This is a genomic window from Fusobacterium mortiferum ATCC 9817 (genome assembly GCF_000158195.2).
GTDB classification, from domain to species: Bacteria; Fusobacteriota; Fusobacteriia; order Fusobacteriales; family Fusobacteriaceae; genus Fusobacterium_A; species Fusobacterium_A mortiferum.
Genome location: NZ_GL987994.1, coordinates 410085 through 423058, shown reverse-complemented (window position 1 = coordinate 423058; position 12974 = coordinate 410085). Strand labels below are relative to the sequence as shown.

Sequence of the window (12974 nt, the reverse complement as noted above, 5' to 3'; positions counted from 1 at the left end):
TATCCCTTCTATATCCTTCTCTTCATATTTTATCTTATTTTCTTTTAATAAATCACTATTTTTTACAAATTCACCTTGAATTATATCTCTACATCCAGCTCACCCAAAAGATTGTATCTCTTTTTTTAATACAATGCCTTTATAATTATGTTGTAAATAATAGTTTTGGACTTTTTTATCTATGAATATCTCCATACTAATCCTCTTTTAACCAATCATTTATCTCTTTTCTAGCTTCTTGTACTATCTCATCAATAGTTAATTCCTCTGGCTCTATCTCATCAAAAAATTTAATATCAATAGGAGAAGATTTAGGGAAGCTACTTCCATAAGGCATAGATTCATAAGCTCCTCTTATTCCAAATGGTACTACTGGAATATTTAACTCCTTAGAAAGAATAGCAAATGTTTTTTTGAACTCCTGTAACTCTCCATCTCTTGTTCTTGCTCCCTCTGGGAATATAACAAGATTTTTCCCCTCTCTTAAAACTTTAGCTGAAATTTGTAGAGTTTCTTTTAGATTTTTATTTATATCTATTATGATGATATTTCCTCTCTCAGCTAAATATCTTCTAAGTGGTGTATCAAAATGTGTAACCACTGCTATAAAGTAAGTATCTTTTAATTTTTTTAGAGGTATAGCTTGGCTAAATATCAATGCATCTAAGAAACTTTGATGGTTTCCTATATATAGAGCTGGATTTTCTACAAGCTTATCTGTATCTATTTTACGTAAACGGAAGTATAGAGAAAATATTGGTTTTACAATTATATTTATAGCTCTTAATACAAAGCTAGATTTTGGAAGAGGTACATCTATATCTTGATTTAGGATACTTTTCCAATCCATCTCCTCTTCGTGATACTCTCCACCATTCTCTTTTATAAATTTAGCTATATCCAATATACTCTTTAGATTACTAAATTGCTCTTCACTTATTTTTACTCCAAAATTTGTCTCTATAAATGATAAAATCTCTACAATATCTAAAGAATCTAATCCTAAGTCTAATTCTAAATGAAAATTTGGTTCAACTTCACAATTAAAAGTAGATACTAAATATTTTTTTAATGTTTCATATTCAAATTTTAACTCTTGAGGAACAGTTACTGTCTCTTTTTTCTCTTGAGTATTTTCTTTTTCCTCTTCATCAGATTTCTTTAAGAAATCTTTAAGCATAAATCTTCTGATTTTTCCAAGTTTAGTTTTTGGTAACTCATCTTTTACAATTTTTACTTCTAATATCTTTCTATATTTAGGAGCAGTTACATTGTATTTATCTATAATCTCCCATTTTAAAGTCTCTTTGATATTAGCTATCTTTCTTCTCTTTATCAAATCAAAATCTGGGTAAACTACAGCCATCAAATGATTGTTGTACTCCATAACTGCTATCTCTTTTACTAAATCAGTTTCTTTTAAAATAGCTGATTCAATATCCCCTGGATTTATATTTTTACCATTGGATAAAACTATCATCTCTTTTTTTCTTCCAATTATAAATAGAGAATCCCCTTCAAATTTTCCTAAATCTCCAGTATGAAACCAACCATCACTATCAATAGCTTCAGAGGTAGCTTGAGGATTTTTATAATATCCTTTCATTACATTGGCTCCTCTTACTAGTATCTCCTCATCTTCAGCTATCTTTACTTCAATATTTGGAATAAGTTGTCCAGCAGAACCTATAACATTATTATTTGGACGATTAAAAGCTATAATAGGAGATGTCTCAGTAAGACCATATCCCTCTATGATAGGAAGTCCTAATACTTTAAAATTAGCAGAAACCTCTGGGTCAAGCTTTGCTCCTCCAGAAACAAGAACTCTCATATTTCCACCTAGTTCATCAGCTACTTTTTTAAACACCTTCTTGCTAAGAGCTAAACTATTTACTTTTTTACAAAGATTAAAAAGTTTTTTAGCTACAAAATTACTATTGATTTTTCCCATTATAGCCTTATGTAGCATCTCCCATACTCTTGGCACTCCAATTATTACACTTATTTGGTGTTTTTTTAGAGCTAATTTCAGTGCTTCTGATGATAGCTCCTCTAAGATTACTAAAAATGTTCCAAAATACATTGGCATAAGTAAAGTTAGATTCAATGGTAAGATATGATGATAAGGTAGTATAGCTAAAACTCTATCTTGGTCATTTACTAACTCTATCTCTCTTACAGCTCTGATATTTGACTCTAAGTTATTAAAAGTCAATACAACTCCCTTAGGATTTCCTGTTGTTCCTGATGTATAAAGTAATAGTGCTACCCTCTCCATATCATCTATCTCTACCTCATAATTTTCTGGAACAAAATTCTCTGATATCTCAATATCATCTACTATAATTATATCTATATTCTGTTTAGATAACTCCACTCCCTCTTTTACTCTCTCATACACCTTTTTAGAGGTAAAAATATATCTTGGCTCTGAGTCTGAAAAAGCATAAGCAAATTGCTCCCCTGTATATCCAGAATCTAAAACTATTGCTGTCTCTTTTTTATCCCAAATAGAAAATATTGAACATATCATTTCAGGTCTATTTTCCATAGTTACTACTACTTTTCCACTCTCTTTTAAAAGTGTAGAGTAATATTTTACCCCTTTTATTATCTCCTTGTAACTATACTCTCTATCCCCAAAAATTACTGCGGTTTTATTTCTATCATATATAAATTTCATTTTTCCTCCTAACTATAGACTATCTATTAACTCTTCTAGTTCCTTTTTATCTTTTGCTGATAAGTCTATACCAGATTTTAATTTTTTTAGTATCTCACTATCTTGTGCTGACATACTTTTTTCTAATACCTTTATTAACATCTTTTCGTAAAAATTCATTTTTTCTCCTTTACTCTCTTTATACAATAAAATTTTCTTTTAAATCTATTATTTTAAAATATAACCTGCACCTCTTACTGTATAAAAAAACTTGCTATCATACCCTCTATCTATTTTATTTCTAAGATATGTAACATAGACATCCACAATATTTGTATCAGAGATAAAATCTATACCCCATATCTGCTCTTTTAAAACTGTACGAGTAAGTACAATATTTCTATTTCTCATAAAATATTCCAATAGAGCAAACTCTTTAGAGGTTAAGTCTATTTTTTTCTCTCCTCTATACACCTCTCTTGTAAGATAATCTAATTTTAAATCTCTAACTTTAAGAATATTACTTAAGCTGCTCTCTTTTTTTTGTAATCTCCTTACAATAGCTTGAATTCTAGCTAAAAGCTCTATAAAGATAAAAGGTTTAGTAATATAATCATCTCCTCCACATTCAAAAGCTTTTACTTTTATATTAATATCTGTATCAGATGATAAAAATATAACTCCCATATCTTTATTTATCTCTCTTAAATTTTTACAAAAATCCAATCCTGATTTATTAGAGATGAGTGTATCAACTATTGCTAAATCATAGGAGATCAGTTCACACAGATGATAAGCCTCCTCTAAATTATCAGTATATTCCACTATATATCCAGATTCCTTAAGTCCCTTAGCTACATATTCAGCCTGCTTTTTCTCCCTTTGTACCACGAGAATATTCATTTTTTCTCCCTATATAATCTTATTTTCCCCCAACTTTATATTTTTTAATTCTATTTTATATATTTTTATTAAAATAATTTTTCTAATACAATTATATCATTTTTTTTACTTTTTATCTAATAATTAATCTAACATCTCTTTTATACTGTTGAAAACAACACTTCTAACATCTTTATTTTCCTGTGCTAATTCTTTTATAAGATTTTTTACTCTCAATCTTTTTGAGTTCTCACTTGTTTCATATGGACAATCTGAAGCTACTACTGGAAGTTCTTGTTTCTTTACATATCTTATGATATCTGCCTCTTCTACATAGGCAAGAGGTCTTATCACTCTTACTCCATACTCTTCAGATACATAGCTAGGTTTCATCATCTTCATATTTCCTTGATAAAATACATTCATAAGAAAAGTTTCTATAATATCATCTTTATGATGTCCTAAAGCAAGCTTATTTATATTTTGCTCCTTCATCATTCTATAGAGAATCCCTCTTCTTATTCTTCCACATAGAAAGCAAGGATTTTTTACCTCTTTTTCTCCAAATAACATATCACTTAGATTAGTAGACTCTACCTGTAATTTTAAATCTAACTCTTCACAATATTTTTCAATCTTTTCATAAGAAGCTTTATCAGTATTAGGGTGTATATGAATAGGTATAATCTCAAAATCTATCTGAGCTATTTTTTTTACTCTAACTAGAGCATTTAAAGTAGTCATACTATCCTTTCCACCAGACACTCCCACTGCTATTCTATCTCCAGCTTCTACCATATTGTATTTGTGCATAGCTCTTCCAATTGGACTCCAGATAGTTTTTCCAAATCCTTTTCCCTCGATATTTTTTAAGATAGAGTTATTTTTCTCTTTCTCCATTACATATCTCCTTTATTTTTATTTCCTCTAGTATATCCCATTACATAATCTATATTTATATTTTTCATAGAGTTAAATATACTTTGTTTTACATTGGGATTAGCTTTTTCTATCTCAGCTAAAAGATTTTTTATCTCTTTTCTTTTAGAATCTACTTTTCCAGATTCAATAGGACAACCACAGCTCATAGCCTTTATCTCATTTCTTTGTGTATAGGCTATTATATCTTTTTCCTTGATATAGACAAGAGGTCTTATTACAGCCATCTTTCCACTTGTAGAACTAACCTTTGGTATCATTGTTTTTACAGTTCCTGCATAAAACATATTTATCATAGTAGTTTCTACCACATCATCAAAATGATGTCCCAAAGCAAGCTTATTATATCCTAGCTCCTCCACTTTATTGTACAGTACTCCTCTTCTCATCTTAGCACACAAAAAGCAAGGTCCCTCTGGGTCCTCTCTAAAAGCTACTTCCCATACATTAGCATCAAATATCTCACAAGGGATATCTAGCTCCTCAAGATTCTTTTTAAATTGCTCCATATCCATAGCTCCAAATCCTGGATTCATTGATATAAAAGCTACCTCAAAATTTTTACTTCTATCCTTTTTTAACTCTTGAAAAAGCTTACATAGAAGTAGACTGTCCTTTCCTCCAGATACTCCTACTGCTATTCTATCTCCATCTTCTATCAGTTCAAAATCCTTTACTGCCTTTATAAATTTACTCCAAATTTTCTTTCTATATGTAGTTCTAATGCTCTCTAAAGCTAATTCTCCTTTGCTCATTTCTCCTCCTAAAAATAAGTAAATACAATATATTATAATATGTTTTACCATTTATGTCTACAAAATAATTTTACCTTCAGAAATAAAAAAAGAAAAACCTACTTAAAATATAAAGCAAGTTTTTCTTCTATATAAATTTAAAATTATTTTTATTTTTGGCGGAAGCGTGTAGGAATCGAACCTACCAATGACCTAAGCCACCCTACAGTTTTGAAGACTGCTGAAAGCACCAGCTTTCTCCCGCTTCCATTAAATTTTCTCTACTCTCTTCTTAAGCCCCTCTTTTTCTATAAGATACTTAGTTACTTCAATCTCATTATCTTTTAAGATTTTTTCAATTATCTCTTTGTCAGAAAGCTCTGCCCTAATAGAAAGACCACACCCAGCACTTACCTCTCTAGGCAACGGTATTATTCTACAACATATTTGAGAATTTTGCAAGAGTTTTTCTAATTTCATCACATAATGAGTAGAGTCTGAAACTAATAATAGAAACTTTTCAACTTTCATTATGGTTTAATCACCCTTGTTGCCTTCATCTGTCTTTCAAGGATAGTATACATATTAGTAACACTTCCTACTCTTAATTTTTCAGTTATTCCATAGAAATTCAAGCAAGTTCCACAAGATAGAATCTCTACTCCTCTCTCTTCTAAAGATTTTAAATCTTGTAAACTCTCTGCTCCCTCTATTGCAAGTTTAACTCCTTCATTATAGAAAAGAATTGTTTTAGGTAGTTCCTCTATCTCAGAGAGTGTATAAATAAATCCTTTCATAAGTATTCTTCCTAACTCTACATCTCCTTTACCCATATGTAAAGAATCTATAACTACAACTGTATTTTCTTCACTCTCTCTTAGCTCTACGCTCTCTCTCATCTTATTGATTACAATTTTAAAAATATCTCCACTCTCTTCTACTGTATAGTCATACCCCATCTCTTTTGACATCTTCTGTAGATTTTCTAATGAGATTCTATTATCAACAGATACCTCTACCTGTCCTTCCTCTATATCCTTTAAAGCATTTTTTGTCATTATAATTGGTACTGGACACACTTGCCCAATAGCATCTACTTTTACCATAGCTCCCTCCTATTTTATCAATACTCTGACTCCATCTATATTTTTAGTTACCTTTAGAGTATCTAATTTCCTTAAGATAAGTATACTACTATCTCTACTATTATTCAATACCTCTTTTGCCTCTTTCACTTGTATTTTCCTATTTTTTTCAAGAAAATTTGTAATAAGCTTTGTACTCTCTTTTAAATATCCATTTAATATATAGTACTCCTCTTCTAAATATTGAATAAATCCCTCTTCAACCATATATCTATGCACTTGTTCAAATAAATTTTTATCTTTAGTAACTTCCAAGTAGTAGGAATAAGGTTTCAAATTAAATTTTTGCTCTTTATAATAGGAGAAAATCTCCTCTTTCATATTTTTTTCCTCTTTATTTAATCTTATTTTAAACTCTTTTAAAGCTACTAGCTCATCTACTACTGTTATCTTCTCTTTTACTAAATCTAAATCAAAAAATTTATTATAATATTTTAATGAGTAATTTTTAAAATATCTCTCTTTTATTTGAGATTTTAAAATTCCTCTCACTAATCTATTCTCACTATAAAATTTTTCTAACTCATCTACTATTATAGAAATTTTTTCTAAGAGTGTATCTCTATGAATATATTTTTTATCCAAAAGAAAAACCTTCTTAGTTTCAATGAGATTTTCTAAGGAAATTTCCTCCCCAAAAAGAGAAAAAATATTCTCTAACTCTCTATCAATTTTTATTAACTCTTCTACTTTTTTTTCATTGTCCTCTTGAGATAACACCTTAAGTAATTCTATCTGCTTTGTATCTTTTCTATTAAACTCTTTTTTAGAAAAATCCAGAAGCTCTATTCCACCAATTGTAGATATTGGAGAGTAATTTCTAACTACTCCTCTCTCTTTTAATACTCCCCCTAGTATCTCTTCTAAATCTATTTGTACAAAAGCTATTTCTCCAGCTAAAATATAATTTTTTTCATAAATTTTTACTCTTCCTATTATCTCATCAGTTCCAATATTTAATCTTATCCTATGATTATTTTTTATCTTAGGAGAGTTCTCTAAAAGAGTTAATTTACACTCTATTTTATCTCCTGTTAAAAGAGATTTTCCTATAATATCCCCTCTTTTTATCTCACTACTTTCTATTCCAGCTAGATTTATAGCACATCTATTTCCTGTTCCTATACTATCCTTTTTTTCTCCGTGAGACTCTAAACCTTTTACCTTTACCATTTTATTTTGAGGATAGATTGTAAGAGTATCTCCTACGCTTATCTTTCCACTTTTTACTGTTCCTGTTACTACACAACCAAAACCTTTTACAGAAAATACCCTATCTATATCCATTCGAAAGTATCTCTCTTTCTCTTCTAAATCTATTTTTTTTAACTCATCTTTCAATAAATTTTTAAGAGTGTTATAACTTTCAATATCGGTTATTGAAAGAGGGAGAAGAGGAGAGTTTTCTAAAAAACTACCCTTAAAATACTCTCTACACTGTTTTTTTACCTCTTCATATCTCTTCTCATCTACTAAATCTCTCTTTGTAAGAAGTATCATTCCTTTTTTTACACCAAAGAGTTTTAATATCTGGAAATGTTCTTCTGTCTGTGGCATAATTCCATCATCACAAGCTATCACCATAAGCAGATAATCCACACCTGAAACCCCTGCACTCATATTTTTTATAAATTTTTCATGCCCAGGTACATCTATAAGTCCAACTCTACTTCCATCGTCAAACTTTATCTGAGTAAATCCTAAATTTATTGTCATTCCTCTAGATTTTTCCTCTGGTAATGTATCGGTATCCACTCCTGTAAGATATTTTACTACTGTTGTTTTTCCGTGATCTATATGTCCTGCCATTCCCACTACTATATCTCTCACTCTTCTCACCCCCTTCTCATTATCTCAATTTTTTTACATATTAATAGCTTTTTCTACTATTATTTCCATATCCTCATCTCTTATAGTTTTTATATCCAAGATAAATGAGTCATCAGCTACTCTTCCAATTATATTTATATCTCCAGTACGGAAATACTTTTCTAATTTTACAGCATCTCCTGTAAATACTAAAGCATAACTAGGTACAGTTTCTTCTGGCATAGAGCCTCCACCTATTTTTGCTCTAGTTTCTATTATACTTGTAGATATATTTTTTTCTATCAGCATTTTTTGAAGTTTCTCTGCTCTTTTTAATACCTCTTTTTATCCTCGGTTATCATTCTAAGAGTAGGTATCTCTCTTACAGCTTCTCTCTCATCAAGGTAGTATCTTAGTGTTCCTTCCAAAGCAGATAAAACTAGTTTATCCACTCTAAAAGCTCTCAGATACTGATTTTTCTTAAGTCTTGCTATATACTCTTGTTTAGCTAAAATAATACCACACTGTGGTCCACCTAAGAGTTTATCTCCACTTATTGTAATTATATCTATTCCAGAAGAAATGCTCTCCTGTACAGTAGGCTCTTTCACTACTCCATATTTTGAAAAATCTACAAGAACTCCACTTCCTAAATCTTCCATAGTAAGTATTCCATTTTCTTTTCCAAGGTTTGATATATCTCTATTTCCTACCTCGTCAGTAAATCCTGTTATTTTAAAATTTGACCTATGAACCTTTAAAATAAGTGCAGTTTCCTCATCAATAGCTCTTTCATAATCTGAAATATTAGTCTTATTTGTAGTCCCTACCTCTTTTAATTTTGAACCAGATAGTTCCATTATATCTGGTATTCTAAAAGAACCACCAATCTCTACTAACTCTCCTCTTGATACAATAGAGTTTTTTCCTCTAGCAAATTCATTCAAACAGATGATTACAGCAGCAGCATTATTATTAACTACTAGAGCTCCCTCTGCTCCTGTTATCTTACATATCAATTCCTCAACATGTGAGTTTCTATGTCCTCTTTTTCCTGTTTCCAAATCATACTCAAGGTTATTATAATTACTTACTACCTCTCCCATCTTCTCTACTACTTTTTTATTAAGTACAGAACGGCCAAGGTTTGTATGGATAATTACTCCACTTCCATTAATTACTTTTTTTAGCTTATTATTCCCAGCAAATTTTGCTCTATCTAGGATATTTTTTATTATGTCTTCTACTTGAAAATCCTCTATCTCTCTGTTTTTTATTTTTTCTCTAAAACTATCTATCTCATTTTTTACTAGAGTGTATAAAGTGTTATAATTTAACTTCTCTCTACACTCATCTAATTTTTCATTTTTCATAAGTATATCTAGTTTAGGAAGTTTACGAAAAAGATTATTCATCTTCTACCTCACAATTAAATATTTCTCTTTTTTCTCTTCAACAGAACCTATTATATAGGCATCTATATTCTTTTCTTGAAACTCTTTCATAAGAGCTCCCACTTGCTCTTTTTTTACAGAGAATAAAAGTCCACCTGAAGTTTGTGGGTCAAACATTATCTCTTGTAACCAAAGAGGATTTTTTCCAAAATCTATATCTCTACCTATAAAATTTCTATTTTGTTGTCCACCAGTAGTTATTAAAAACTCTTTAGCGTACTCTTTAGCATCTGCTATATATGGAATAAAATCTCCCTCAAATACCAATGTTTTATCAGAACCTTTTGCCATCTCATATGCATGTCCTAAAAAACCAAATCCAGTTATATCTGTACAAGCTGTAATAGGATAATTTACAATTATCTCAGCAGCGTATTTATTCAAAGTTGTCATCTGTTTTACAGACTCATCTATTGCCTCTTTACTTGCAAGATTTACCTTTGATGCAGTTGTAACTATCCCTGTTCCAAGCTTTTTAGTACATATTAAGATATCTCCATTTTCACAACCATGATTTTTTAAAATCTTATCTGGGTGTGCTATTCCTGTTACTGAAAGCCCATACTTTACCTCTGGATCATGTATAGAGTGTCCACCACTTAGAACAGCTCCAGCTTCCATTACCTTTTCAGCTCCACCTCTCAATATCTCCCCCAATATTTTTATATCCATCTTTTGTGGAAAACATACTATATTCATAGCTGTCTTAGGTTGTCCCCCCATAGCATACACATCACTTAGTGAATTTGCCGCAGCTATCTGTCCAAAAATATATGGGTCATCTGTCATAGGAGTAAAAAAATCCAATGTCTGTATAATTGCTAAATCTTCAGTTAATTTATATACAGCAGCATCATCTGATTTTTCAAATCCTACTATTAAATTTTTATCCTCCACACTCGGAAGATCATGTAATATTTCTGAAAGAACCTCTGGTCCTATTTTACTTGCTCAACCACCAATTGAACATCTATCTAAATGCAATTTATCCAACTCACTCACCTCATCTGTATAACTTTACATCATTTTTACTATATCTACAAGTACACCCACTAAAAAATCTCTTTTTTCTTTCTCTTCCTCTTTGTAGATTATCTCTGCCATACCTTTGACATCCTCTTTTATATCTTCCTTTGTAGCAGAGTTATATATCATCTCTATCTCTCCTCTGAACTCTTGCATAAAGTAATCATAAAGATTTCCAGCTACTAATCTCTTTCTTGTTGTACTATTAAAACTATCATAAGCATCTAATATTTTTGCTAATCTAGGTGTCATATTTCCTCCAATATTTTTAAACTTTATTTATCAACTAATATATTTTACTATATTTTTCCAAACAATTCTATAAGAATATTTTATATCTCTTTACTTATCATCGCTCCATTTAGATTATCTGACTCTGATACAACCATACTATCTACCCCTAATTCCTCCATAATAGCTATCAAGATTATAGTGCCAGCTATTATCACATCAGCTCTTTTAGCTTCTAAACCTACAATCTCCTTTCTTTTTTTACCATCACAAGATAAAAATAATTGTAGGTTTTGTCTAAGTTCATCTAAATTTATTTTTGAAAGATGTACCTCTGAACTATCATAAATCTCCATCTGCTTCTGTACAGAGATTTGAGTAGTAGCTGTTCCTGCTACCCCCACTAAAGTAAAATTATCATCTTTTAAAAATTTTACCCCAGATACCATCTCTTTTATCCAATTTCTACACTCTTCTATATTCTCTTCTGTATAGTTTTGCTCTGGAAAAAATCTCTCTGTTCCTCTTACAGCTCCAATATTTATACTTTTAGTAAACTCTATATTTCCATTTTCTCCTAGAGTAAACTCTGTACTTCCACCACCAATATCTAAAACCAAAATTCTATCTTTGAAGACTATTGAGTTTCCTAAAAAATTAAGTTGAGCCTCTCTTTCTCCAGCTATACATCTTATATCTATTCCTATATCTCTCACTTGAGATAAAAACTCCTCTCTATTTTGAGAATCTCTAGTAGCAGAAGTAGCAAAAGCTATTACTTTACTAGCTCCAAACTTATCAGCCTTCTCCTTATATTTTTTCAAACAATCTATGGTTCTTTTAATAGCTTCTTTTTTTAGATATCCGTTTTTATTTACATCTTCTCCTAATTTTACTATCTCTACATCTTTAGAAATCTCTTTTTCTATCTTTATCTCTCTATCTTCATATACCTGTGCTAAAAATAATCTACAAGAATTAGTTCCAATATCAATAATTCCCTTTATATATCTAGAAGAAAATAGATTATTTACTTCTAAAATATTTTTTACCTCAACGCTATCTTTATACACTTTTTTATTTTTGTCAAAAAGAATAAAGTTTATCTTATCAAAAGAGTTTTTCTTATCTTTTTTCATAACGTCTAACAATATTTTCTCAGGATAATAGATCGGATTTGAATTTAAACCATAACTTCTAAAAATATCTTTTATCTCATTGATAAATTCATCTTCTATTCCATTTAAAATATTAGATAGCTCCAACTCAAAAACTATTCCCTTAGCTACTGCCTCCCCATGAGTTATATTTTCAAAATTAAAAAGTTTTTCTAAAGAGTGCCCATAAGTATGTCCTAAATTTAATGAGGCTCTCTCTCCTAACTCAAACTCATCTTTTTCTACAATTTCTCTCTTTATCTCACAAGATTTTTTTATCATCTCTATTAATGAGCTACTTTCCAAAGATAAAATTTCCTCTCTTCTCTCCATTAAAAATCTAAAGTAATCTCTATTCTCCAATAGAAGAGAGTGTTTAATTACCTCAGCCATTCCAGAAGAAAACTGCTCTTTAGGAAGAGTTTTTAAAAATTCTACATCTATTAATACAGCTTTAGGTTGTTTAAATACCCCTATAAGATTTTTTCCTCTGGTATGATCTACTGCTGTCTTCCCTCCTATACTTGCATCAACTTGAGCAAGAAGCGAAGTTGGTACCTGTATAAAATCTATCCCTCTCATATAGGTAGCCCCTACAAATCCTCCCATATCACAGACTACTCCTCCACCTAGAGAGATAATCAAAGATTTTCTTGAAAAATTTTCTTTTGCCATAAAATCATAAATAGTTGAAACTGTTTCTAAATTTTTAAATTTTTCACCCTCTGGTATTGTAAAAGTTTTTATTCTCTCATCATTCAATTCCCACAGTAGTTTTTCAAAATATATATCTCCAATATCTTCATTTGATAAAATCAATATCTTGTCATAGGGTATTGTATATTTTTTTAATTCTGATATTATATTACATCCTAAAATTATAGGATACTCTCCACTTGAAGTTTTTACATCTATTATATTCATAATACACC

General features: G+C 30.2%; 11 protein-coding genes, 1 tRNA gene and 1 pseudogene. All 13 read right to left on the bottom strand.

Annotated elements, in window-relative coordinates:
- Positions 1-196: 196 nt before the first annotated feature.
- A complete protein-coding gene (locus FMAG_RS11645) occupies positions 197-2686 on the bottom strand; it encodes an AMP-binding protein (RefSeq protein WP_005886935.1) in 2490 nt (829 codons plus the stop codon).
- 12 nt (positions 2687-2698) lie between these two features.
- Entirely contained in the window at positions 2699-2845 is a 147-nt protein-coding gene (locus FMAG_RS13880; protein ID WP_005886933.1) for a hypothetical protein, read from the bottom strand.
- Between the two features lie 48 nt (positions 2846-2893).
- Positions 2894-3568, bottom strand: coding sequence for a response regulator transcription factor (locus tag FMAG_RS11640; RefSeq protein ID WP_005886931.1), 675 nt, complete (start codon positions 3566-3568; stop codon positions 2894-2896).
- A gap of 123 nt (positions 3569-3691) precedes the next feature.
- A complete protein-coding gene (locus FMAG_RS11635; RefSeq protein ID WP_005886929.1) occupies positions 3692-4447 on the bottom strand; it encodes a tRNA lysidine(34) synthetase in 756 nt (251 codons plus the stop codon).
- Complete coding sequence (locus FMAG_RS11630) at positions 4447-5241, bottom strand: tRNA lysidine(34) synthetase (protein WP_005886927.1); 795 nt, start codon at positions 5239-5241, stop codon at positions 4447-4449. The genes FMAG_RS11635 and FMAG_RS11630 overlap by 1 nt, the downstream gene beginning before the upstream one ends.
- A 156-nt stretch (positions 5242-5397) precedes the next feature.
- Positions 5398-5489: transfer RNA gene (locus tag FMAG_RS11625), tRNA-Sec, on the bottom strand.
- 1 nt (position 5490) lies between these two features.
- The gene (locus FMAG_RS11620; RefSeq protein ID WP_005886925.1) at positions 5491-5751 is read right to left on the bottom strand and encodes a DUF3343 domain-containing protein; all 261 of its coding nucleotides are present in this window, start codon (positions 5749-5751) and stop codon (positions 5491-5493) included.
- The gene (gene yedF / locus FMAG_RS11615; protein ID WP_005886923.1) at positions 5751-6326 is read right to left on the bottom strand and encodes a sulfurtransferase-like selenium metabolism protein YedF; all 576 of its coding nucleotides are present in this window, start codon (positions 6324-6326) and stop codon (positions 5751-5753) included. The genes FMAG_RS11620 and yedF overlap by 1 nt, the downstream gene beginning before the upstream one ends.
- 9 nt (positions 6327-6335) lie before the next feature.
- Complete coding sequence (selB, locus tag FMAG_RS11610) at positions 6336-8195, bottom strand: selenocysteine-specific translation elongation factor (RefSeq protein ID WP_005886921.1); 1860 nt, start codon at positions 8193-8195, stop codon at positions 6336-6338.
- A gap of 33 nt (positions 8196-8228) precedes the next feature.
- Positions 8229-9547 (bottom strand): annotated as a pseudogene (selA, locus tag FMAG_RS11605) (L-seryl-tRNA(Sec) selenium transferase).
- Positions 9548-9592: 45 nt separating this feature from the next.
- Positions 9593-10570: a selenide, water dikinase SelD gene (gene selD, locus FMAG_RS11600; RefSeq protein WP_050795456.1), complete on the bottom strand. Its 978-nt coding sequence runs from the start codon at positions 10568-10570 to the stop codon at positions 9593-9595.
- A 75-nt stretch (positions 10571-10645) separates the two neighbouring features.
- Complete coding sequence (locus FMAG_RS11595) at positions 10646-10906, bottom strand: hypothetical protein (RefSeq protein WP_005886920.1); 261 nt, start codon at positions 10904-10906, stop codon at positions 10646-10648.
- Positions 10907-10986: 80 nt separating this feature from the next.
- Entirely contained in the window at positions 10987-12966 is a 1980-nt protein-coding gene (gene aroB / locus FMAG_RS11590) for a 3-dehydroquinate synthase (protein ID WP_005886918.1), read from the bottom strand.
- Between the last annotated feature and the right edge of the window lie 8 nt (positions 12967-12974).

What these genes read in the sequence shown, in the direction of transcription:
- FMAG_RS11630 (WP_005886927.1), bottom strand. Translation starts at nt 5,241, where the DNA reads ATGAGCAAAGGAGAATTAGCTTTAGAGAGCATTAGAACTACATATAGA.
- FMAG_RS13880 (WP_005886933.1), bottom strand. Translation starts at nt 2,845, where the DNA reads ATGAATTTTTACGAAAAGATGTTAATAAAGGTATTAGAAAAAAGTATG.
- FMAG_RS11595 (WP_005886920.1), bottom strand. Translation starts at nt 10,906, where the DNA reads ATGACACCTAGATTAGCAAAAATATTAGATGCTTATGATAGTTTTAAT.
- aroB (WP_005886918.1), bottom strand. Translation starts at nt 12,966, where the DNA reads ATGAATATAATAGATGTAAAAACTTCAAGTGGAGAGTATCCTATAATT.
- yedF (WP_005886923.1), bottom strand. Translation starts at nt 6,326, where the DNA reads ATGGTAAAAGTAGATGCTATTGGGCAAGTGTGTCCAGTACCAATTATA.
- FMAG_RS11640 (WP_005886931.1), bottom strand. Translation starts at nt 3,568, where the DNA reads ATGAATATTCTCGTGGTACAAAGGGAGAAAAAGCAGGCTGAATATGTA.
- FMAG_RS11620 (WP_005886925.1), bottom strand. Translation starts at nt 5,751, where the DNA reads ATGAAAGTTGAAAAGTTTCTATTATTAGTTTCAGACTCTACTCATTAT.
- FMAG_RS11635 (WP_005886929.1), bottom strand. Translation starts at nt 4,447, where the DNA reads ATGGAGAAAGAGAAAAATAACTCTATCTTAAAAAATATCGAGGGAAAA.
- FMAG_RS11645 (WP_005886935.1), bottom strand. Translation starts at nt 2,686, where the DNA reads ATGAAATTTATATATGATAGAAATAAAACCGCAGTAATTTTTGGGGAT.